Source organism: Sorangium sp. So ce1014 (genome assembly GCF_051521505.1).
In the GTDB taxonomy this organism is placed as follows: domain Bacteria; phylum Myxococcota_A; class Polyangia; order Polyangiales; family Polyangiaceae; genus Sorangium.
On the sequence record NZ_CP150356.1, the window covers coordinates 9,456,893 to 9,479,028 of the forward strand.

Here is a 22,136-nt window from a genome sequence, read left to right on the forward strand (position 1 = left end):
CGGGCGAGCGGGTGAGCGAGGAGGAGCGCAGGTGACGGAACGGCAGAGACAGGACGACGCACGCCACCTCCCGGGCCAGGGCGAGCTCCGGCGGCTGCGCGTCGCCATCGACGGACCGGCCGGCGCCGGCAAGGGCACGGTCGCGCGGGGGCTCGCCGAGCGGCTCGGCTACCTCCTCGTCGACACCGGCGCGATCTACCGCGCCGTCGCGCTCGCGGTCCACCGCGTGGGCCTCGCGTGGGACGACAGCGGCGCGATCGGCACCCTCGCCGAGGATCTCGCGAGCGGCGGCCGCATCGCCCTGGAGCGCGGCGGGCCCGGCGCGCCGCCCGACTCCACGGACGCCCGCGCGGCGCACGACGCCCGCGCGGCGCACACCGCCGCGGACGCCGGCGCAGCGGACGCCGGCTCGGCCGACGGCCCGGCCCACTCGAGCGTGGGGGGCAGCGGCATGCGGGTGCTGCTCGACGGCGAGGACATCTCCAGCGCGATCCGCGCGCCCGAGATCAGCCTCGGCGCGAGCCGGGTCTCGGCCATCCCCGCGGTGCGCAAGGCGCTGCTCGCGATGCAGCGGCAGGCCGGCGCGGGCGGCGGGGTCGTGCTCGAGGGGCGCGACATCGGCACCGTGGTGTTCCCCGACGCCGAGGTGAAGTTCTATCTCACCGCGCCGGCCGAGATCCGCGCGAAGCGCCGGTACGACGAGCTCGTCGCGCGCGGCATCACCGTCAGCTTCGAGGCGACGCTCTCCGACGTGCTCCGCCGCGACAAGGCCGACAGCGAGCGCGCCGTCGCGCCGCTCCGCAAGGCCGACGACGCGATCCTCGTCGACTCCGGGCACCGGAGCCCGCAGGAGATCATCGACGAGATGGCGACCCTCGTGGAGATCCGTGCGCGCGGCGCGTGACGTCCGCGCCGCCGCCGCCGCCGCCGTCACCGTGATTGCGCTCGCGCTCCCGGCCTGCGGGGACGCGGCGCCGCGACCCGAGACGCAGAGCGCGCGGAGCCCGGCCGGCCCGCGGATCGTCCGGCGCATCGAGCCGGCCGATCTCCTCCCGGCCGATCTCGATCTCGTGGTGCGCGTCGACGTCGCCCGCATGCGCGGCGACCTGGGCCAGGCGGCCGCGGACGAGCTCGCGCGGCGCGCGCTCGACGAGGTGCCCGACGAGGCGCTCGAGAGCGCCCTCCACCGCGCGGACGTCGTCTGGCTCGGCCTGCGGCTCGCCGATCTCGAGGAGGGCGACCGCGTGGTCGTCCTGGAGGGCCGGATGGCCGGGCTCACGCCCGATCCCGATCGCTGGGAGGCGGCGCCGGGTGCGAAGGGCGTGCAGGGCGGCGTCGCCGTCTTCGACCGCCGCGACGGCGCCGCCGGCGCGCGCGCCGACACGGCGCGGATCGTCGCGCTCGGCGATCGCGCCGTCGCGCTCGTGTCCGCGGTCGAGGTGAGCAGCGTGGCGCGCGTCCTCCGCGACGGCCCCGACGAGCGCCGCGGCGATCCGGCCGCCGAGGGGCTCGTGAGCCTCGACCTGCGCGCGCGCCGCCTCCCTCCCTCGCTCACGCGGCGCTTCCCGTCGATCGGCGCGGTCATCTCCGGCGTCGAGCGCGTCCGCGCCGTGGCGTCCCTCACCGACGAAGGGGTGCGCCTCGATGTAGAGATCGTCGGCGTCGACCCGGCCGGCGCCGCGCGCGCCCGCCGGCTCCTCGAGGTGCTCCGCGACAACGTCGAGGATGCACGTTACGTGGATCTCATGAAGGCGCTCTCGATCGAGCAGGTGGAGCGCACCGTGCGGCTCCGCTGGCTCTTCCCTGCGCCCCTCGTGCTCGCCCTGCTGTCCCGGAGCTCTCCCGGCTGAACCGATCCCCGACGCGCGTCGGTTTCGTTTACGTTCTCTGGCTGTCCCGGCGCTCCCCCGGCTGAAACCGATGTCCGACACCCTGATCGAAGAACCGATCCGACCGACCGTGATCGACGACACCGTGGCGCCCGCGCCTGCGCCCGTGGCCGACCCCGCCGAGGCGCAGCCCGCGAAGCCCGGCGACGGCGGCGCCCCGCCGCGCCCTGCCCGGCCGCGAGGGGCCGCGTGCCTCCTCGCCGCGCTCGCGCTCGTCGCGCTGCTCGCCGGCGTCGCGCTCGGCGTCTACTTCCTCTTCTGGCGCTACGAGCCGACGGCCCGGCGCCACATCCCGGGCGACGCGAACATCGTGCTCCGCCTCGAGACCGCCGATCTCGCGCTCTTCGGCCCCGTGCGCCGGCACTTCTTCCCGCTGCTCGACGAGGCGCCCTCGGGCACGTCGCAGCGGGCGCGCATCGAGGCGGCCACCGGCCTCGATGTCCTCTCGGATCTGCGCGAGATCGTGATCGCCTCGACCGACGCCGCGAGCTGGGTCGCGCTCGCGGGCGGGCGCATCCCGAAGGGCCGGTTCGTCGCCGGCATGGAGAAGGTCGCCCGCGACGAGGGCTGGGCCGGCCTCCGCCGCGAGGGCGATCTCCTCCTCCTCGGGCCGCGGGCCGTGATCGGCCAGGCCGACGACGGCACGCTCGTCCTCGGCACGGACGTCGAGATCGTGAAAGCCGCGCTGCCCGCGTCGGACGAGTGGCAGCGCCTCGATCTGCCCGAGCAGGGCCCCGTCACCTTCGCGCTCACCAGCGCCGCGTGGTCGGGCGCCGCCGGCGTGGTCTCCGCCGTGCTTCCGCGCGCCGGAGCGCTGTTCCGCCGCATCGATCACGCCTCGGGCACGTTCACCCTCGGCGCGGAGCCCGCGCTCGCGATGCGCCTCGCGCCCGTCTCGGGCGACGCCGCCGCGGCGCTCGCCGCGGACACGCAGGCGTTCCTCGGCAGCCTCAAGCTCGCCCTCGCGCTGCTCCCCGACGTCGCCGGCGCCGGGACCGCGATCGAGGGCGCCCAGGCCGTAGCGCAGGGCGATCGCGTCGAGCTCCGGGCGAAATGGCCCCACGAGGGCCTCGATCGCGCCTGCGCAGAGCTCGCACAGCGGGCCCGCGCCGCGCGAGACGCCGCGCGCGACGCCGGCGGCGCTCCGCGCGCCGCGCCCTGAGGGGCGCGCTGCTTTGAGCCGGCGGGCGCATCGTTTCTCAGGGAAACGACAAAAACTTCTCATGGCTCGGTCGTTGCATTGACAGAGGCCCCTCCTCAGACTACAGGCTCGCCTCTCCCGAGGGGCCGGGTACATCGGTACGCGTGTGCCCGCCCCTCCGTCGCTCGTGCGTGGCACCAAGGGTCCACGCCTGCGCCCGCTGCGACGAATCCCAGGGAAGGAAAGGAAACAAGAACGAACAACATGACTAGTAACATCCATATGGAGGCTGGCTCGTCCGGGGCGAGCATGGAGAGCTTTGCCGCGCTCTTCGAACAGAGCGTGGAAGGGGGCGATTTCGCGCGTGAAGGAGAGATCATCTCCGGCACCGTGGTCGCAGTGAACCGCGACTCCGTCGTGGTCGACATCGGCGGCAAGAGCGAGGGCGTCATCGCGCTCCGCGAGTTCGCGGATGCCGGCGGCGCGAGCGCCGTCAAGGCCGGCGACAAGGTCGACGTCTACATCGAGAGCCGCGAGAACGACGACGGCCTCGTCACCTTGTCGAAGGAGAAGGCCGACAAGATGAAGGTCTGGGATGAGATCTCGAACGCCTGCGAGGCGGACGAGCTCATCGAGGGCACCATCAGCCAGCGCGTGAAGGGCGGCCTCTCGGTCACCATCCGCGGGGGCGTGAAGGCCTTCCTCCCGGGCTCTCAGGTCGATCTTCGCCCGATCCGCAACTTGGACAAGCTGATCGGCCAGACCTACAAGTTCAAGGTCATCAAGTTCAACAAGAAGCGCGGCAACATCGTGCTCTCGCGGCGAGTGCTCCTCGAGCGCGAGCGCGACGAGATGAAGGCCAAGACGCTCGAGACGTTGACCGAGGGGATGACCGTCAAGGGGACCATCAAGAACATCACCGAGTACGGCGCCTTCGTCGACCTCGGCGGCATCGATGGCCTCCTGCACATCACGGACATGTCGTGGGGCCGCGTGAACCACCCGAGCGAGGTGTTCCAGGTCGGCGACGAGGTCCTCGTGAAGGTCCTCAAGTACAACGCCGACACCGAGCGCGTCTCCCTGGGCCTCAAGCAGACCCAGGAGGACCCCTGGAACCACGCCGAGGAGGCCTACCCTGCGGGCAAGAAGGTCCGCGGCAAGGTCATGTCGATCACCGACTACGGCGCGTTCGTCGAGCTGGAGCCGGGCGTCGAGGGCCTCATCCACGTCAGCGAGATGAGCTGGACCAAGAAGGTCAAGCACCCGTCGAAGCTGCTCGAGGTGGGCCAGGAGCTCGAGTGCCAGGTGCTCGAGGTGGACGCGCGCGCGAAGCGCATCAGCCTCGGACTCAAGCAGCTGGAGCCCGATCCCTGGATGCTCTTCACGGACAAGTACCACCCCGGCGACAAGATCGCGGGCAAGGTCCGTTCGCTCACCGATTACGGCGTCTTCGTCGGGATCGAGGAGGGCGTCGACGGCATGGTCCACAAGAGCGATCTCTCGTGGTCGGTGCGCGTCAACAACCCGAGCGACCTGTACCACAAGGGCGACGACGTCGAGGCGATCATCCTCTCGATCAACCACGACGAGAAGAAGGTCTCCCTCGGCATCAAGCAGCTCTGGGACGATCCGTGGCCGACCATGCTGACGGAGTACCCGCCCGGCCGCGTCATCGACGAGTCCCAGGTGGTGAGCATCGTCGACTACGGCGTGTTCGTGCGGCTGCGCGAGGGCGTCGAGGGCCTCATCTCGCAGAGCGACGTGCAGGAGCCCGAGGAGGGCAAGCTCAAGGTCGGCGACAAGGTGAAGGCCGAGATCTCCTCGCTCGACACGGTCGATCGCCGGCTCTTCCTGACGATGAAGAACATCGGCATGGAGCGCCCCGCGCCCGTCCAGCGCCAGCAGCAGAAGCGCAAGGAGGACGGCGGCGGGGACGACAAGCCGGTGGCCGGGACGATCGGCGATCTCATCAAGGAGAAGTTCGGCGGGAAGCTCGACCTGAAGTGACGCTGCCCGGCGCGCGGCCGCTCTGATCGGGCCGCGCGCCAGGCGCTCACTCCGCCGCACGCCAGGTACGGCGGGCCGCGGGCGCCCCGGTGCCGCTCGGCTCGCCGTGTGGACCCGATGTCGACAAGAGGCGAGGCCCTTCCAGGGGCCTCGCCTCTTGCTTTTCCAGAACACCGCGGACGATCCTCGCCTCGATGAGAGGCCCCCTCATGCGCTCTGTCCTCGCGGCGCCGGTCCTTGCCGCCCTGGCGCTCGGCGCGCCCCCCGCCCGGGCCGACGGCCCCCTCGCCCACCCAGCGGGCGGCGACCCGCTGGCCCGCCCGACGGGCGGCGGCTCCCTTGCCAGCGCCGCAGGCCGCCTGCCCCCGGTGGCGTTTCCGGGGCGGCCGCTCGTGGGCGCCCTGGCCTTGCGGCGCGACCCCGACCCGTGGTTCGGCGATGACAAGGCGCGCCATTTCTGCGCGTCAATCGCCCTCGCGGGCGGCGGGTATGCGCTCGGCGCGCTCGCGACCGACGACACCCACGCACGGATCGCGCTGGGGGCCGCGGTCGCGCTCGGCGCCGGCCTGGCGAAGGAGGCCTTCGACGCCGCCGGGCACGGCACCCCCTCCTTCCGCGATCTCGCCTGGGACGCGCTCGGCACCTCCGCCGGGCTTGCCCTCTCGGTCTGGTTCGACCTCGCGGCCACGCCGATCTCGTTCTGAGGTCCGCGCCGCGGCCGGCGCGAAGAACGGGCGGTGGTCCCGCGCGCGTGGCCGTCGTGCTAGCGTCTCCGCGACATGGGTAACCCCCTGTGGGCGCCCTGGCGCATCGAGTACATCCTTGCGCCGAAGGGCCACGCCGACTGCATCTTCTGCGGCATTCCCCGCGCATTCGAGCAAGAACAGCGCGACCGGCTGGTCGTGGCCACGACCCGCCGCGCGTTCGTCATGCTCAACCGCTACCCGTTCGCGTCGGGCCACCTCCTCATCGTCCCGCACGCGCACGTCGCCTCGCTCGACGCGCTCGATCCGGCCGACCACGAGGCGCTCTTTCGCCTCGTGCGCGAGTCGACGACCCGCCTGCGCGCCGCGCTCAGGTGCGAGGGCATGAACGTCGGGATCAACCTTGGCACCGCCGCGGGCGCCGGCATCGCCGAGCACCTGCATGTGCACATCGTCCCGCGCTGGCCCGGCGACACGAACTTCATGCCGGTGATCGCCGACGCGCGCGTCGTGCCGCAGGCGCTCGAGGCGACGCGCGATCACCTGCTCGGCTTCTTCGCCGACCTGCCCGCGTCGCTCGTTGACGACGGCGTCCCGGGCCCGGCGTCGCGCGGCGGGGCGCTGTGAGCGAGGGCCTCTCGCGGCGCACCGTGTTCCTGACGATCAGCGCCGTCCTCACGGTGGCGTTGCTCATCGTCGCCCACGCGGTGCTGCTCCCCTTCGTGCTCGCGCTCGTCGTGGCCTACGTGCTCACGCCGGCGGTCCTCCGGCTCGAGCGCGCGCGCGTCCCGCGGTGGGCCGCCATCCTCGTCGTCTACGCCCTCGTGCTCTCCGGCGTCGGCGGCTTCTTCGCCCTCAGCGTCCCGCGCCTCGTCGCCGAGGGGAAGGCGCTCACCGTCGAGGCGCCGCGGCTCGCCGCGCGGCTCCGCGAGGAGTACCTGCCCGCGCTCGACGTGCGGCTCCGCCGCTGGTCGGGCCGCGAGCCTCTGGCGCAGCCCGAGGCCGCGCCGGAGCGGGCGCTCGACGAGCCCGCCGCGCCGCCCGGCTCGATCGCCGCGCCCGCAGAGGAGGGCGCCGAGCGCCCGCCGGTCCGCATCACGCCCGGCCCGGACGGCTCCTTCGACGTGCGCATCGCCGACGACGTCGAGATCCGCGAGACGGGCGACGGCATCTGGCAGATCGCGCAGACGCGCCCGAAGCACCCGCTCTCCAGCGCGAACATGCTCCAGGAGGGGTACGAGAAGGCGGCCGACTACCTCAAGGAGAACTCGCTCACGGTCCTGCGGATCGGCCAGGCCATCGCGACCGCCATCTCGCGCGGCATCTTCAACCTCTTCATGACGTTGATGCTCGCCGGGTACATCATCCTCACGCACGAGAAGATCTTCCGCTTCTTCCGCGAGCTCTGGCACCCGATCTCGCGCGACTCGTTCGATCGTTTCCTGCGCCGGCTCGACCGGGGCCTCTCCGGCGTCGTCCGCGGTCAGCTCCTCATCTGCCTCGTGAACGGCGTCCTCTCCGCGATCGGCTTCTGGCTCTTCGACCTCAAGTACTGGCCGATCCTCTCGGTCCTCGCGGCGGTGATGTCGCTGATCCCGATCTTCGGCTCGATCCTGAGCTCGATCCCGGCGGTCGCCATCGGCCTCACGCAGTCGTTCGGCACGGCGGCCGGCGTGCTCGCGTGGATCGTGGGCATCCACCAGCTCGAGGCGAACTTCCTGAACCCGAAGATCATCGGCGACTCGGCGAAGATCCACCCTGTCCTCGTGGTGCTCGCGCTGCTCATCGGCGAGCACTTCTTCCAGATCACCGGCGCGCTCTTCGCGGTCCCGTGCCTGTCGATCGCGCAGACGATCTTCCTCCACTTCCGCGAGTCCACGCTCGGCCTCGCCGACCCGACGGCCACGATCCCCCCGCAGCGCGGCGCGCAGTTCGTCACCCCCTCGATCGAGCCGCTCCCCCCGCTGCGCGGCTTCGAGACGGTCGGCCCTGCCATGACCCCCCTCCCCTCCTCCGGCGCCGATCCGGACCCCGCCCCCCGCGCGAGCGACCCCGCCACCTGACCGTCCCCCACACCACGATCCCGCAGGCCCCCCGGGGAGGGGGCCGGACGGCTCGCCTGCCCGCTCGTGCTGGCCGCTCCCGCGCAAGCCGGCTATGAGAGCCCGCGCCCCGCGGAGCGGGAACGTCGGATCCACGACCTCGATGAAGAACCCCGGCAAACCCACCCTGACCCCGACCCCGAAGAAGCAGAGCCCCAAGCAGCAGCGCGAGCAGGCCATCTCGGCGCTCCGCAGCGGAAAGCCGCCGGCCGATCCGCTCGCCCAGCTGAACCCGCGCTCGCTCGCCCTCCGCGTCGGCATCCCGGCGCTCATCGTCTGGGCCATCGCCCTGGCCATCCCGGGGATCTGGCCGAAGGCGATCGCCGGCGTCCTGACGGTCATCGTCGCGGGCGTCATCCTGTGGGCGCTGCGCTTCGCGACAAGGACGCGCGCCGTCGCGCAGATCGTGCAGACCGCCGGCACCGCCGAGGCGCGCAAGGACGCGATCGCCAAGCTCGACACGGAGTTCAAGAAGGACGACGCGGCCGCGACGTTCGCGAAGGCGCAGCTCCAGATGCAGGAGGACCCGCGCGCCGCGCTCCGGACGCTGGAGACCATCAACCTCGACAAGGTGATGGCCCCCATGGCCGACGAAGCGCGCGCCCAGCGCGGCATGATCCACCTCATCCTGAGCGAGACGGACGAGGCGCGGATGCTCGTCGACAAGATCGACATGAGCCGCCACAAGGAGCCGAAGATCCGCGCCATGATGGCCGCCATCGTCGGCGAGGCGTGGGCCCGCACCGGCCAGGCGACGAAGGCGGTCGAGCTGCTCGAGACGTACGATCCGAACGACGAGGCGTTCGCCGAGCTCAAGCCGCAGCTGCTCCGCTCGCGGGCGTTCGCCTACGCGTGGGCGAACAACACGAAGCAGATGAAGACCACCCTGCGGAGCCTGAGCGCGCTCAACCCGCAGTACCTGAGCGGCTTCGTCACGAAGAAGAAGAGCCCCATGGGCGTGCCGCCGCGCGGCGTGCACCCGATGCTCGAGAAGGAGGCGTTCGACATGCTGATGCGATCCGGCGCCGTCCCTCGCAAGATGCAGCAGGTGAGGCGCGGCTGAGCGGCGGCCGGCCGGGGTCGACCGCACGGACCGCGCCCGCCGCCACGCCGGTCCGCCGCGCGCGGCCCCTTGACGCGGGGCGCGCGGAGCGGCTCACATGCGCGACCTGATGAGAGGGACCGCGCTGATCTACAGCTCGCACAGCCGCTGCAACGTCATCCACAACGACTACATCGCGCAGCGCGCCCTGGCAGGGCGGGACAACAAGCGCGTCCTGTTCCTGCCGATGTCCGAGGCGCCCCGCGACGGCAACGAGCTCGAGCGGCAGGAGTTCGCGTACGGCAACTTCCGCTGGTTCTTCCGGTTCTACGAGCGGTTCGGCCTCGAGCCCGTGCCGTTCTACTGGACCCGCGACCTGCGGCGGGAGGACGTCGACGTGCTCTGGCACCTCCTCGGCTCGTCCGAGGTGGTGATCCTCGGCGGCGGCTACAGCACGACGGGGCTCTGGCGCTACAAGCAGCTCGGCGCCCTGTTCGAGGGCGAGCCCGGCAAGTTCGGGCGCGTCCTGCACGAGCGCCGGCAGCGGGGCCTGCTCACGGTCGGGTTCTCCGCCGGAGCCGACCAGCTCTGCCAGCACCTCTTCCGCCGGGTGTGGGACAGCCCGGAGGACTGCGACGGGCTCGGCCTCGCGCGCAACACGCTCGTGACGCTCCACCACGAGCCGAGCCGCAACGGCGACCTCTGGCACGCCGCGAGGCGCATGCCCCATTGCTTCGTCTTCGGGCTCCCGAACGACTCCGGGCTCAATGTGGACTGGGGTGTTCTCCCGTCCGGCAATCTCTGGCAGGTCTACGAGCTCATCGTCGACACCTCCTGGGACGATCCGGCCGACGCCCTCCACGTGAAGACGCGGCAGGGTGCGCTCATCGACCACTTCGACAACACGGGCCGCCACTGGGCGTTCCACGGCGGCGACCACATCGCGCGGATCACGTCGCAGGACGGCCGCTTCGACCGGGCCTGGATGACGGCGGGCGGGCGGCTGCTCGACTACTGGACGCGCGAGCCCGCCGCCCATGGGTCGATCGACGAGATCCTCGCGAGCCACTGATCGCGCTGCGACCGTATGACGCACCCGAACCAGGGTTGACGCTGGGCAGGCGGCGCCGCATCGCCGATCGAGGCCGCCATGCCCGCTCGACCTTGCGTCTTCTGCAGCATCGCCCGGGGCGAAACGCCGGCCTATGTCGTGCTCGACGAGCCGGAGGTGATGGCGTTCCTGGACGCCCGCCCGCTCTTCCCGGGTCACTGCCTGCTCATCCCGCGCGTTCATCACGAGGTGCTCACGGACCTTCCGTCGGAGCTCGTTGGACCCCTCTTCATGACCGCCCAGCGGCTCGCGCGCGCCGTGGAGTCGGCGTGCTCAGCGGACGGCTTCTTCGTCGCGATCAACAACCGCGTCAGTCAGAGCGTCCCGCACTTGCACGTCCATGTGGTCCCGCGCCGTCAGAAGGACGGTCTCAAGGGCTTCTTCTGGCCTCGTTACAAATATGCGGGTGAGCGCGAGATGCACGGTCTTCGTGACGCCATCGTGACGTCGTTGTCTGAAGGTTGAAATCCGTCGCAGTAACGGTTATCTGGACGTGGTGCCGGCCTGGCTCAGGCGAGAGGCGTCCGTCCCTGACCGCGGCATTCTGCCACACACGGTTGTGCGTCGTGGCATCTTGCTACGCACCAAGTCCGCTGCCAGGTTAGGGAATAGACTGCGTTCTACCCTGGTTCCAACGGCCGACGCTCTATCCATCCCTGAACGATGCTGAGTTTCCGGTCATTTTTCCCTCGGCTCGCGCTGCTCTTCGCGCTGATCCTCGCCCCAATTACGCTGGTACGGGGGAATCTCAGCATCATCGAAGCGAGCAACTCGGATGTTTCGGGAGCGTTTCGAGGCGGATCCATCGAGATCGAGCAGGGTGATCTCGCGGGGCTACACCTGCCGTTCCGCGGGTCGTCCCATCACCGCCGCGCGCTCCACGCGGTGCCGAGCGACGGTGGGGGGCGGGCGCGGGTCGCCCTCGTGGCGGATCTCCGGCCCCCCCGCCTCGCGTCGCCCGTCCCTCGCCCTCCTTTTCGTCGTCCTCCACCACGTTTCCTGAATTGATCGCCTAGCTCCGTGGCTGAGGCCGCTCGCGGCCGGGCGCGGAGGATCTGGAAACCGGAGGTGTTCACGACGACTGCCGCGCTGAATCGGCGCGGTCAACGAGAGGGTTTGTTCCATGCAGAAGCTCGCTGACGGGTTGCACAAGTTCCACGCCGAGGTTTGCCGCACACATCAGGATCTCTTCCGCCACCTGGCGACGGGTCAGCGGCCCGAGGCCATGTTCATCACGTGCTCGGATAGCCGGATCAACCCGAACCTCATCACGCAGACCCAGCCGGGCGACATCTTCATCGTGCGCAACGTCGGCAACATCGTGCCGCCGTACGGCGCGAGCAACGGCAGCGAGGCCGCGGCGATCGAGTTCGCGGTCGCGCACCTGGGGATCAAGCACATCATCGTCTGCGGCCACACGCTGTGCGGGGCGATGCGCGGGCTGCTCCATCCCGCGGGTCTCGACGAGCTGCCGGCGGTCAAGGGGTGGCTCCAGCACGCGGAGCTGACCCGCCGCCTGGTGCAGGAGAACTACCCGCACATCGAGGGGGAGGATCGGCTGACGATCACGGTGGAGGAGAACGTGCTCGCCCAGATCGAGAATCTCAGGACGCACCCGACGGTGCGTGCGCGGCTCGCGCGCGGCGAGCTCTCGGTCTACGCGTGGGTCTTCAAGATCGAGACAGGGCAGGTCTATCAGTTCGAGCATTCGACCGGGCAATTCGGGCCCATCTGCGAGGCGGCGCCCCCGTCGGCGTTGCCGGAGACCACGGTCTACCGGCGCGCCGGCTGAGCACCTCACAGGCACTGAACCAAGGATCACTGGAAAGAGGACCCGTTCAATGCAGTTCCCGAATGCCATCCAAGCGAGCGCCGGAGCGGAGCGCGCAGATTTACGTACCGATATTGCTGGCGTCCCTGACAGCGCAACAGCAATCCCCATCCAGGTGGCGCCCCCTGCGGACAACGCGCCGCCGCTCGACCCGCGCCTGAGAGCAAACCTCAAGTACGACGTCCCCGCAGGGCTCGTCGTCTTCCTCGTCGCCCTGCCGCTCTGCCTGGGCATCGCGCTTGCGTCCGGGGCCCCTCTCCTGTCCGGCATCGTGGCCGGGGTCGTGGGAGGGCTCGTCATCCCGCTCGTGAGCCGCTCCGCGCTCAGCGTGAGCGGCCCGGCGGCGGGGCTCGCGGCCATCGTGGTCGCGGGCATCGCCACCCTGCAGAGCTTCCAGGCCTTCGCGATGGCCGTGGTCATCGGCGGCGTCCTGCAGCTCGCGCTCGGCTTGCTGAAGGCCGGCGCGATCAGCCACTTCTTCCCCTCCTCGGTCATCAAGGGGATGCTCGCGGCCATCGGCGTCCTGCTCATCCTGAAGCAGCTCCCCCACGCCATCGGCTACGACCAGGACAACTTCGCCTCCGAGTCGTTCCAGGCCGAGGGCGGCAACACCTTCACGATGCTGGCCCAGGCGCCGCAGGCGATCGAGTGGGGCGCGTTCCTCATCAGCGCCGTCTGCCTGGGCATCCTGATCGGGTGGGAGAAGACGCGCTTCGCGAAGATCTCCTGGCTGCCCGCGCCGCTCATCGCCGTGGTCGCCGCCACGCTCGGCAACGAGCTGTTCAAGGCGGCGGTCCCGTCGCTCGCCCTCGAGCAGAAGCACCTCGTGTCGCTGCCGATGGGCGACGGCGCGCAGAGCCTGCTCAGCGTCCTCCAGCTGCCGGACTGGTCCGCGATCCTGCGGCCCGATGTCTGGGTGCTGGGCGTGACCCTCGCGATCGTGGCCAGCCTCGAGACGCTGCTCAACCTGGAGGCCGTGGACCGGATCGATCCGTGGCACCGCAAGTCGCCGCCGAACCGGGAGCTCGTCGCGCAGGGGCTCGCCAACATGCTCTCCGGGTTCGCCGGAGGTCTGCCGGTCACGTCGGTCATCGTCCGCAGCAGCGCCAACACGAACGCCGGCGCGCGCACGCGGGTCTCCGCCTTCACGCACGGCGCGCTGCTCCTGCTCGCGGTGGTCTTCGCCGCAGGGCTGCTCTCGCACATCCCGCTCGCGTGCCTCGCGACCATCCTGCTCGTCACCGGCTACAAGCTGGCCAAGCCCAAGATCTTCGCCGAGATGCACAAGCTCGGCTGGAACCACTTCATCCCGTTCGTGGTGACGATCGTGGCCATCGTGCTGACCGACCTCCTGAAGGGCATCGCCATCGGCCTCGCGATCGGCGTCCTCTTCGTGCTGAGGACCCAGATGTCCCGCGTCTTCGACGTGATCCACGAGGGGGCGCGCGTGACGATCCGGTTCAACAAGGCGGCCTACTTCTTCACCCAGGGCAAGCTCGTCGCGCTGTTCGAGCGGCTGCCGAGCGACACCCACGTGGTCGTCGACGCCCAGAACGCGTCCTACATCGACCACGACGTCGCGGAGCTCATCCGCCGCTTCCAGCAGTCCGCGCCGCGGCGAAATATCCACGTAGAAATCCGCGGCCTTTAGAGCGACGCTGGCGGGATGCGCCCTGCCCTCGAACCGGTCGATACGATAGACAAGGTTTCCCTCCTGCCCGCCTCGGGTTGATCGTGGTCGCTCGATTCGTCAGCGGGGCGCACCGGCGATCCGCGCGAGGGGGCGAGGGCGGGGGGGCCGCGTACGTCGGGGGCGCACCGCTGCCGCCGCGGCTCGACGAGATCCCTCGAAAGCCGCTCTGCATGCTCCAGGGCTATGGCGGGCAGCACCACTCGTGTGGAGACCTGTACACCCCGGCGTCGGTCGAGGAGCTCAGGGTGCTGTTCGGCATGGCGAGGCGGACAGGGCGCAGGATCACGTTCCGCGCCGGGGCCCAGTCGTTCGACGGGCAGGCGCTGAACGACGACCTCGTGATCTCGATGACGGGCTTCACCTCCATCGAGATCGACGAGGAGGGCGCGCAGATGACCGTGGGCGCCGGCACCCCGTGGGGAGCCATCGCCCGTGAGCTCGCCGCCCGCGGGTTCGTGCCGTACACGGTTGTGTCGACGAGCCACGCCACCGCGGGAGGCACGGTCTCCGGAGACTGCCTCTCTCGCTTCTCGGGGATCGGCGGCAAGGAAGGGCATTACGTCGAGCGGCTGACGCTCCTCACCCTGGACGGGCAGCTGCTCTCCCTGAGCCGCGACGAGCCGACGAGCGCGCTGTTTCACGCGGTGATCGGCGGGCTCGGCTACCTCGGCGCGGTGCTCGACGTCACGTACCGCATCGCGCGCGTCGCGCCTGCAGGGACCCCGATCCGGGTCGTGACCCAGGCGACGCGCTGCGGGTCGCTCGACGAGCTCGCCGCGATGCTCGTCCCGCGCGCCGAGCAGCTCCTGCCCTCCGAGGGAGGGAGCGCGGTCGAGGACGGATGGGTCCCCGAGGCGCTCTACTCCATCGCCTTCCACACCCTCGCCGGGAGCAAGAGCATGGTCCTGCGGTCGCGGTACGTCGCGGGGACGTCGCACGAGCTCCGCCCGCTGCTGAACCACCGCCGCGGGTACCCGCTCCGCGTCCCGATCGAGTGGCTGATGCGCACGTCCGTGGTGAGCCAGGGAGTCTGGACGATCATCGACCGCTTCGTCTTCGATGTCTCGCGCCCGAACGTCGACGAGCTCATGGGCTTTCTGTTCTTCATGGACGGCAACGTCCTCGCGAACCGCATCGGACAGGCCCTCGGGGCGCCGATGATCACGGTGCAGCAGACCTTCATGATCCCCTACGACCCGGGCGCCCCGGAGGACAGCCTGCGGCGACTCGTCGATTTCATCAACAGGATCCATGAGATAGCGACCCGAGACGGAACGCCGCCGCTGCTGCTCGATGTGCTCCACATCCAGGGCGACCGGTTCCTCCTGTCGGCGAATTACGGGGCCGACGGGTTCGCGGTCACGGTCGCGTTCGCGGGCAGCGATGAAGACAGCGTGTGCCGTATCCGCCTGCGGCTCACCGAGCTCAGCGCGCACACCCTCGAGCTCGGCGGGCGGGTCTATCTGGTGAAGAACGTCCACGCGACAGCGGAGCATCTCCAGGCGATGTACGCGCACGCGCTCCCGGAGTTCGTCCGGCTGAAGGAGCTCGTCGATCCCGACGGGCTCCTGCGCAACGAGTTCCTCGAGCGGGTGTTCCCCGCGCACTTCCGTCCAGCGCCACGGCTCGCCCGCACGTGATCGCGGCGCGCTGCGGGACGGATCTCCGCCCTGCTGTCCTCCAACGGCCCGGACAGCGGCGGAGGATCGCTGGTTGGGATCTTGCACTTCGGGAGGCTGGGAGGCCGGGGGCGCCGAGAGGCCATGCACACAAGTCAGCAGCGAGATCGACCCCCCGGTGCGCGCGGCACGTACGGGTGGGCTCGGCGGTTATCCCGCGTGCTCACCCCGCTGGTCCCGCTGGCGGTCGCCGCTTGCCGCGGTGACTGCCCGCGCGTCGAGGCCACGCAGCCGCGCGCGGACGCCGCGCAGCCGCGAGCAGCCGCGCCGGCGAGCGCGGCGGAGACCGCGCAACGAGAGAAGCCGTCGCGCCCCGCGCCGACAGCGACCGTGGTCCCGGCGCCGTGGCACCTCACGATCCAGCCGACCGCAGGCGATGGCGTGAGGATCGCGAGCATCGATATCCGCAGCTTCACGTCCCCCTTGCTGGAGCCGGGCGACGTGATCCTCGCGGTCGACGGGCGACCCGTCCACTCGATGACAGGGCTGGAGAGCTACCTGCGCGCCTGCGCGCCCGGGGACATGGTGGTGCTCACCGTGCTGCGCAACGAGACGACGATCGACTACGCGATGCTCCAGATGCCGGCCGGCGACGCCCCGGCGCCCACGCCGGCCGGCGCAGCGGCGCAGGGCGGGCCTGTCGGCGGCGGCTGAGCGGGCTCTCGCGTCCGCCGCGGGCGCGCGCGGGCGGGCGGTCCATCCGAGGCGGCTGGCTGTGCGTCCCTCATCGCGGACGAGCTCCGCGCCCGCTGCCGGGCTCCTCGACCCCGCCTCGCTTGCCGCGCAGGAACGCGAACGCCTGGTCGACCTGATCGTCGGTCATCGCGTGCCCCGCGCGCTTCTTGCCGAGCGACCTCGAAGGCCACTTCAGCCGGCGGAGCATCTTTGCGAGCGCCACCTGGTCGCGGTGCGCCGGGTCCTTGCCGCCCCAGCCGACGAAGACCGGGACGCGCAGCCTGGTCCGCGCGCCCGCCCGCTCCAGGTAACGCGCGCCCGAGCCGCCCGCGAACGCCGCGTACCCGTCGACCGGCAGCCGCCCGCGCATCGCCAGCGACGTCGCGTAGTACGCGCCGTTCGAGAAGCCGAACACGAGCACTTGCTCGAAGCGCCCGCCCGCGCGCCGCTCGAGCTCCACGCGCGCCGCGTCCCACCCGGCGAGCAACGCGTCCTCGTGGGCCGCCTGCGCGGCGGCGGCGGTGGGCCAGCACCACCAGTCTTCCATCGTCTTCGGCCCGATCCCTCGCCGGCCGCGCGGCATCATCACGGCGACGCCGTGCCGGGCGCCGGCCCGCGCCGCGCCCCGCTGTTGGGCCCACTGCCACCCTGAATCGGGCTGAACGACGCCGTGCAGGAAGATCACGAGCACGCGCGGGCCAGGCGCCGCTCTGGCCGGCAGGAAGGCGCACGCCTCACCGGGCAGCGAGGCGAGCTCCGGCGCGCACCACCGCGCCGCCGCCGAGGCCTGCGGGGGCGCGGGCGCCTCCGCAGGAAGCACCGCCGGCGGGGGCGCGGCCCGCGGGGGCGCGGGCGCGCCCGCAGGAAGCACCGCCTGGGGGGGCGCGGCCCGCGGGGGCGCGGGCGCGCCCGCAGGGGGAGCAGCCTGCGGCGGCGCGGGCGCGCCTGCCGGAGGCTGGCCGGCATCGTCGCCCCTGGCCGAAGCGGGCGCGCCCGCGGCCAGGAGCGCGGCCAGGGACAGCACCATCGCGAGCGAGCGCATGAGCGCGCAGTACCATTTCCGCGCTGCCGCCGGGTAGCGCGGCGCGCTCGCCGTGGCGCGGCGTTCTCCTGCCCCCGCTCAGGGATCGAACGAATAGACGTCGCGGTTCCAGAGCTGACCGGGGCCGACGTCGCCGTCGCACTCGAAGCCCCACCCCGAGAACACGTACATGCTGCCGTTCACTTCGGCGGCGACATGTCGCTTGAGCTTGACCAGCGGATCGCCGCCCGGCGACAGCTGGGTCCACTTCCGGTTGTTCGCGTTGTACCGCCAGAGCTCCGCGATCGGGTTCTGCTCGAACGGCGCGCCGCAGCCCGACGACCCGCCCGACACGTCACCTCCTTGCAGGTACAGGTTCGAGCCGATCACGGCCGCGGCGCCGTAGTTGCGCGGCGGCGTGATGTCGCGCCGCGCGCGCGGCGTCACATCGGTCCACCGGCGGGTGCGCAGATCGAACTCCCAGGTGTCGTCCAGCATCTCGAAGCCTGCCGCGCCCAGCGTCTCGCCGCCGTACAGCGTCAGCTTGCCCCGGATCGGCGCCGCCCCGGCCATCGCTTCGTGCCGGCCGCGCGGCGCGCCGGGAGCGCCGGCGGGCACGAGCTCCTTCCACCGGTTCGACGCCAGGTCGTACACCCAGAGATCATTCATGAAATCGAAGGTGCTGGTCACCCCGCCGAAGACGTACAGCTTCCCGCCGGTGAGCCAGACATTCGGGCGGGACCGGCCGACCGGCCCGGCATTCGCGGGGTGGAGCTCGATCCAGGCGTCCGCGTCGGCGTCGTAAGCCCAGAGATCGTCGTGGGCCACGAAATCGGAGAAATCGGGGCTGTACGTCGCCCCGCCGAACACCAGCATCAGGTTGTTGCAGTCGTCGCCGGCCGCGCCGGCGAACACGCGCGGCGGCGGCAGGTCCCCCGCGGGATCGAGCAGCTCCCAGGAATCGAGCGAGGTGTCGAATCGATAGAGGTCGTTATAGAACGTGTTCTCGAAGGTCGAGAAGTCGTCCTTCATGCCGCCGAACAGGTAGACGGCGTCGCCGAGCGCGGCGACCGCGGGGGTCGAGCGCTCGGTCGGCGCCGGACCGGATGTGACCCGCTGGGTCCACGTGCCGGAAGCCCCGGCTTCTGCCGCAAACAGAACGACCGTCATCGCCGCCAAGACGACGGCGAGGTGCCGCGGCGGTTTGCGCGTGCGAGCTGCGCCAGGAACCCCGCCCGGGCGCTCCCCACGGACGGAACGGTCCACGCCCTGCGCCGAGAAATTCTTCATACCCCTGCCTCCAGCGGCGAGTCAGCGCGATGGTGCACCGATCGAAACATTCTCTCCGTGACCGCTGATTGGATCTCGCCGAGGACAGGCTACGCCCGTGGCGCGGGTCATGCGGGTCAGAGCCGCATTTCGACGCCCGCGCCCGACGCGCTCAGCCACGGGGTCACGGAGCCCGCCTTGGGGGTGCTCGGCGCTGGCTCGTTCAGAAGCAGGTAGAGCCCGATGCCCACGGTCGCGACGCCGACGCCGCCGAGGACGTCGCCGACGATCCCCTTGGCCCGCGCGGAGCTCGCGTCCGAGCCCGTGCTCGAGCGCGCATCGCCCGCCTGCTTCCAGCCGGCGAGGCCGAGGACGGCTCCGCCGGCGAAGAGCGCGCCGCCCACGCCCATGACGACGAACGGGAGCGTCCGACTCGAGGATCCCTCGGAGGGGTCGGCCAGCGGAGGCAGCCCCTCCCGGGCAGCCGAAGCCTGTACGGTCGCGGCGGGCGCGGGCGCGGGCGCGAGCGCGAGCGGGACCTCGACCGAGCCGCCAGCGCCGACGCTGAACCGGGCAACCGCAGCGCGGAACCCCGGAGCGCTCGCCGCGACCTCGTACGCGCCCGGGTCCAGCTCGAGGACCTGACCCGGGGCCGCCCGCAGCGGCTTGCCATCCAGGGCCAGCGCGAGCCTTTCGATCTTGCCGGGCCGGACGGCGAGCGTCACCCGGCCGACGCGCCCTTCGAGCGCCACGACGGCCCCCCGCGCCGGCCCGACATAGGGCTCCGTCGTCGGCGTCGCCGGCTCCGCCAGGAATGCGCGGAAGCTGGCGAGCGCGTCGGCGAGGTGCCCGGTCTCCTTCTGCGCGACGCCGAGGCTGTACCGCGTGAGGGGCATCGCCTTGATCGCCAGCGACCGGGAATACAGCGCCCGCGCCTCCTCCCAGCGCCCCTCCCGGGCGAGCTTCGCGCCCTGGACGAACAGCACGCGCGCCGCAGTCACATCGCCCGTGCCCTGCGCCGCCGCAGGGCACGGGGCTGCTGCAGCCAGGAGCAGCGCCGCGACGAGGGCGACGAATGTCCGTCCGGCGCGAGCAGGAGAACGCGGCCTCACTGACACTCTCCCTGCCGGCAGTCGGTGCCGTCTGGACATCGGTTGTCGCAAGCGCCGCAGTGCTCGTCGTTGTTCCACAGGTTGGTTTCGCAATGGTGCGCCGCGTCCCCGTCGCAATCGGCGAAGTGGCCATTGCAGGTCGCTGCGCTGCCCGAGCCGCTGCTGCTTGCGCCCCCGCCGCTCCCGCTGGTCGCACCGCCGGCGCCGGTTTCGCTGCTCGCACCGCCGGCGCCGGTTTCGCTGCTCGCACCGCCGGCGCCGGTTTCGCTGCTCGCACCGCCGGCGCCGGTTTCGCTGCTCGCACCGCCAGTGCCGCTGCTCGCGCTGCCGCTGCTCGCGCTGCCGGTTGCGCTCCCGCCGCTCGCACCAGCGCCGCTCGCGCTCTCGCCACCGCCGCTCCCCGCGCTGCTCGCGGCGCCCTCGCCGCCCCCGCTCGCGCCGCCCCCGCTGCTCGCGCTCTCGCCGCCGCCGGCGCTCTCGCCGCCGCCGGCGCTCTCGCCGCCGCCGGCGCTCTCGCCGCCGCCGGCGCTCTCGCCGCTACCGGCGTTCCCGGTGCTGCTCGTGCTCGCGCCGCTGCTCCTGCTGAGATCGCCGCCGCCGCTCCCGTCGCCGGCCTGAGCCTCCGGCCCCCCGGGGTCCTCGGTCTCGTCGTCCTTGTCGGACAGCTCCGCGCCGATCAGCGCGGAGCAGCCGCCAGGCCCGAGCGGGGCCGCGACGAGCGCGATCAGGAGGACCAGCAGGTCGCCGGTGCCGCGAACGGAGCGGAGCTTCACCCCAGGATTGCGCATGATCACCTCAGAAGTCGGGCGCCGCCGGCAGCGGCATGGACGTGGACGCAGGCACCGGACGCGGCGGCTCGACCCGCGGAGCGCGCCGCTCCACCCGCTGCACGCTGGGCTCGGCCCGCTGCACGCTGGGCTCGGCCCGCTGCGCGCTCGGGTCGAGCTGCTGGGCGGGCGACTCGGCCGATGACGCGGACAGCTCGATCTCGTCCCATGGATCGACCGCCTCGTCCCACGGCTCAGCCGGCTCGGCCGGGTGCGTCGGCGGCTCGCTTGCCGGTGCGCCCCGCACGGCCATCTCACGAGCGTTCACGCGCGGCGCCCCACCGTCAGCGGGCACGATGTCGACGGCGGAGGGCGCCGCCGGGGGCGCCGCCTGCAGGGCCAGCGCCACGACCGGCTCGCCGGCAGGCGCAGCGGCGGCGGCCGCGACCGCCGGCTGCGCGGCGCCAGCGCCTCCACCCCGCAGGCTCAACCCCATGACCACGACCACGGGCGCGACGAAGGCAGCCAGCACCCCGACGAGGAGCGCCTTCTGAAGCCGCGGCGAGGGCGCGATCCCGCTCGGCGCGCCGCGCAGGGCCGCGGGCATCTTGATCGTGCCTCCCCGACGCCCGGCCGGCGTGGCCGCGGGCGACGCGAGCAGCGTCTTCCCTGCACCGGCCAGGCGCGGCGCCGCCGGCGCGGAGACGGCGCCGGTCGCCGCGAAGACCGGCGCGGCCCGCTCCGCGGTGAGCGGCGCGTCGACCCCCCGCGCGAGCCACTGGTGCGCGAGCGACGTGCCGGCCACGTCCGCCGTGACCCCGCGCTCGACGGCCCAGGACGCCAGGGCGCGGCCGAGCGACCGCATGCTCGGCCACCGCTCGGCCGGCGACTTGGCCAGGCCTCGCCGGAGGATCGACCAGAGCTCCTCGTCGCCGGCGCCGAGCTGGGTCGTCGGCACCGGCTCCTTGCTGAAGATCGCCGCGATCACCGCGCCCAGGTTCTCCCCGCTGAACGGCCGACGTCCGGTGATGAGCTCGTAAAGAACCACGCTGAACGCCCAGACGTCGGTCTGCTCCCCGACCTCCAGCTGGCCGTCGGCCTGCTCCGGCGACATGTACTCCGGGCTGCCGACGATCATCCCTCGTTGCGTGATCGCGGGGCTCGCCGCGTTGGCCAGCTTGGCAATGCCGAAGTCGACGACCTTCGGGACATAGCCGCCCGCCCCGTCGGACACGACGAGGATATTGGCAGGCTTGATATCGCGATGGACGATGCTCTGCGCGTGCGCAGCCGCGAGGGCGCACGCCACCGGCAAGAGCATCTGGACCGCCTGCTCCGCCGGTATGCGGCCCCTCGTCTCCAGCCAGCTCGAGAGCGACGTGCCCTCGAGGAGCTCCATCACCAGGAACGGCTCACCCGAGTCGGTCTCGCCGAAATCGAACACGCGCACGATCGCCGGATGACCTAGCCTCGCCGTCGCGCGCGCCTCCCGGAGCAGGCGCTCGGCGGCGTGCGCGTCGAACTGCTCCTCGTGGAGCACCTTGATCGCCACGTCGACGTCGAGCCACAAGCTGCGCGCCCGCCACACGCTGCCCATGCCCCCGGCGCCCAGCTGCCCCACGATCTGGTACTTGCCCGCGAGGACCTCGCCCACGGCGCGCTCCCGCTGCGGCAACCCGCGAACGCAGGACGAGACCCCCCCCGTGCTCGCATCGCCTCTTCTGGCGAACGATCCGCTCTGGCCGGGGACAGGGTGCTTTTCCTTCATGAGTCGCCTTTCACTCATCGTTCATCGTAAGCAAATGGCGAACCATCGGCCGATCCCCGGCCTTCGCCGGCGCCAAAGCGACGAAACACCCGGCCAGCACCCCCTCGCCCGCGCCCCCCGAGGCGAGCTCGGCGCTCGGGCGCTCCCTCTCGCGCAAATCTCGCGGCCAGAAGAGCAAGAATCCTCATGCTCAGCGGGGGATCCGTCGCGCGCATCGGTCACGCTGAGGCAATTTGCACCGGAGCATTTCAAGAGGGAGCGAGGCCCCCTCCCTGGCCATCTCCAGCGCTTCGATCCCAGGTTGATCGAATCGAGCCCTGCGAGA

The 22,136-nt window shown here is 71.8% G+C and carries 19 protein-coding genes; 14 read left to right on the forward strand and 5 right to left on the reverse strand.

The genetic code is table 11. The features are described 5' to 3' along the window. Positions 1-31: 31 nt before the first annotated feature. The 14 genes from cmk (at position 32) to WME75_RS35940 (ending at position 15,853) form a co-directional block, all read left to right on the forward strand. A complete protein-coding gene (cmk, locus tag WME75_RS35875) occupies positions 32-904 on the forward strand; it encodes a (d)CMP kinase (RefSeq protein WP_437480485.1) in 873 nt (290 codons plus the stop codon). Further along, on the forward strand, positions 888-1,850 hold the full coding sequence (locus tag WME75_RS35880; protein WP_437480488.1) for a hypothetical protein: 963 nt from the start codon (positions 888-890) through the stop codon (positions 1,848-1,850). The genes cmk and WME75_RS35880 overlap by 17 nt, the downstream gene beginning before the upstream one ends. 70 nt (positions 1,851-1,920) lie before the next feature. Continuing rightward, positions 1,921-3,051: a hypothetical protein gene (locus tag WME75_RS35885; protein ID WP_437480490.1), complete on the forward strand. Its 1,131-nt coding sequence runs from the start codon at positions 1,921-1,923 to the stop codon at positions 3,049-3,051. Between the two features lie 78 nt (positions 3,052-3,129). Continuing rightward, on the forward strand, positions 3,130-5,037 hold the full coding sequence (locus WME75_RS35890) for a 30S ribosomal protein S1 (protein WP_437480493.1): 1,908 nt from the start codon (positions 3,130-3,132) through the stop codon (positions 5,035-5,037). 209 nt (positions 5,038-5,246) lie between these two features. Further along, the gene (locus WME75_RS35895) at positions 5,247-5,741 is read left to right on the forward strand and encodes a hypothetical protein (RefSeq protein ID WP_437480496.1); all 495 of its coding nucleotides are present in this window, start codon (positions 5,247-5,249) and stop codon (positions 5,739-5,741) included. A 75-nt stretch (positions 5,742-5,816) separates the two neighbouring features. Continuing rightward, on the forward strand, positions 5,817-6,368 hold the full coding sequence (locus tag WME75_RS35900; protein WP_437480498.1) for an HIT family protein: 552 nt from the start codon (positions 5,817-5,819) through the stop codon (positions 6,366-6,368). Further along, positions 6,365-7,804 carry an AI-2E family transporter gene (locus tag WME75_RS35905; protein ID WP_437480500.1) on the forward strand — a complete coding sequence of 480 codons (1,440 nt, stop codon included), beginning with the start codon at positions 6,365-6,367 and terminating at the stop codon, positions 7,802-7,804. The genes WME75_RS35900 and WME75_RS35905 overlap by 4 nt, the downstream gene beginning before the upstream one ends. 142 nt (positions 7,805-7,946) lie before the next feature. Further along, the gene (locus WME75_RS35910; RefSeq protein WP_437480503.1) at positions 7,947-8,906 is read left to right on the forward strand and encodes a hypothetical protein; all 960 of its coding nucleotides are present in this window, start codon (positions 7,947-7,949) and stop codon (positions 8,904-8,906) included. Positions 8,907-9,003: 97 nt separating this feature from the next. Next, positions 9,004-9,957: a hypothetical protein gene (locus tag WME75_RS35915; protein ID WP_437480506.1), complete on the forward strand. Its 954-nt coding sequence runs from the start codon at positions 9,004-9,006 to the stop codon at positions 9,955-9,957. A gap of 78 nt (positions 9,958-10,035) precedes the next feature. After that, positions 10,036-10,461, forward strand: a complete 426-nt coding sequence (locus WME75_RS35920; protein WP_437480509.1) for an HIT family protein — start codon at positions 10,036-10,038, stop codon at positions 10,459-10,461. A 658-nt stretch (positions 10,462-11,119) separates the two neighbouring features. Further along, a complete protein-coding gene (locus WME75_RS35925; RefSeq protein ID WP_437480512.1) occupies positions 11,120-11,788 on the forward strand; it encodes a carbonic anhydrase in 669 nt (222 codons plus the stop codon). 154 nt (positions 11,789-11,942) lie between these two features. After that, positions 11,943-13,478, forward strand: coding sequence for a SulP family inorganic anion transporter (locus WME75_RS35930; protein WP_437480515.1), 1,536 nt, complete (start codon positions 11,943-11,945; stop codon positions 13,476-13,478). A gap of 83 nt (positions 13,479-13,561) precedes the next feature. Then, positions 13,562-15,160: an FAD-binding oxidoreductase gene (locus WME75_RS35935; protein WP_437480518.1), complete on the forward strand. Its 1,599-nt coding sequence runs from the start codon at positions 13,562-13,564 to the stop codon at positions 15,158-15,160. Between the two features lie 198 nt (positions 15,161-15,358). Next, positions 15,359-15,853 (forward strand): PDZ domain-containing protein, encoded by a 495-nt coding sequence (locus WME75_RS35940; protein ID WP_437480521.1) that lies wholly within the window; start codon positions 15,359-15,361, stop codon positions 15,851-15,853. A 70-nt stretch (positions 15,854-15,923) separates the two neighbouring features. Here the strand turns inward: WME75_RS35940 and WME75_RS35945 are convergent, their stop codons facing one another. The 5 genes from WME75_RS35945 to WME75_RS35965 form a co-directional block, all read right to left on the reverse strand. Further along, a complete protein-coding gene (locus tag WME75_RS35945; RefSeq protein ID WP_437480524.1) occupies positions 15,924-16,916 on the reverse strand; it encodes an alpha/beta hydrolase in 993 nt (330 codons plus the stop codon). Between the two features lie 78 nt (positions 16,917-16,994). Further along, a complete protein-coding gene (locus WME75_RS35950) occupies positions 16,995-18,065 on the reverse strand; it encodes a Kelch repeat-containing protein (protein WP_437480526.1) in 1,071 nt (356 codons plus the stop codon). A gap of 236 nt (positions 18,066-18,301) precedes the next feature. Continuing rightward, positions 18,302-19,276 (reverse strand): hypothetical protein, encoded by a 975-nt coding sequence (locus tag WME75_RS35955; RefSeq protein ID WP_437480529.1) that lies wholly within the window; start codon positions 19,274-19,276, stop codon positions 18,302-18,304. Continuing rightward, the gene (locus tag WME75_RS35960) at positions 19,273-20,064 is read right to left on the reverse strand and encodes a hypothetical protein (RefSeq protein WP_437480532.1); all 792 of its coding nucleotides are present in this window, start codon (positions 20,062-20,064) and stop codon (positions 19,273-19,275) included. The genes WME75_RS35955 and WME75_RS35960 overlap by 4 nt, the downstream gene beginning before the upstream one ends. A 7-nt stretch (positions 20,065-20,071) precedes the next feature. After that, the gene (locus WME75_RS35965; protein WP_437480534.1) at positions 20,072-21,811 is read right to left on the reverse strand and encodes a serine/threonine-protein kinase; all 1,740 of its coding nucleotides are present in this window, start codon (positions 21,809-21,811) and stop codon (positions 20,072-20,074) included. Between the last annotated feature and the right edge of the window lie 325 nt (positions 21,812-22,136).

Coding starts and splice junctions, on each gene's coding strand:
- WME75_RS35910 (WP_437480503.1), top strand. CDS start 7,947: ATGAAGAACCCCGGCAAACCCACCCTGACCCCGACCCCGAAGAAGCAG.
- WME75_RS35900 (WP_437480498.1), top strand. CDS start 5,817: ATGGGTAACCCCCTGTGGGCGCCCTGGCGCATCGAGTACATCCTTGCG.
- WME75_RS35965 (WP_437480534.1), bottom strand. CDS start 21,811: ATGAAGGAAAAGCACCCTGTCCCCGGCCAGAGCGGATCGTTCGCCAGA.
- WME75_RS35925 (WP_437480512.1), top strand. CDS start 11,120: ATGCAGAAGCTCGCTGACGGGTTGCACAAGTTCCACGCCGAGGTTTGC.
- WME75_RS35950 (WP_437480526.1), bottom strand. CDS start 18,065: ATGACGGTCGTTCTGTTTGCGGCAGAAGCCGGGGCTTCCGGCACGTGG.
- WME75_RS35895 (WP_437480496.1), top strand. CDS start 5,247: ATGCGCTCTGTCCTCGCGGCGCCGGTCCTTGCCGCCCTGGCGCTCGGC.
- WME75_RS35920 (WP_437480509.1), top strand. CDS start 10,036: ATGCCCGCTCGACCTTGCGTCTTCTGCAGCATCGCCCGGGGCGAAACG.
- WME75_RS35945 (WP_437480524.1), bottom strand. CDS start 16,916: ATGCGCTCGCTCGCGATGGTGCTGTCCCTGGCCGCGCTCCTGGCCGCG.
- WME75_RS35960 (WP_437480532.1), bottom strand. CDS start 20,064: ATGCGCAATCCTGGGGTGAAGCTCCGCTCCGTTCGCGGCACCGGCGAC.
- WME75_RS35885 (WP_437480490.1), top strand. CDS start 1,921: ATGTCCGACACCCTGATCGAAGAACCGATCCGACCGACCGTGATCGAC.
- WME75_RS35915 (WP_437480506.1), top strand. CDS start 9,004: ATGCGCGACCTGATGAGAGGGACCGCGCTGATCTACAGCTCGCACAGC.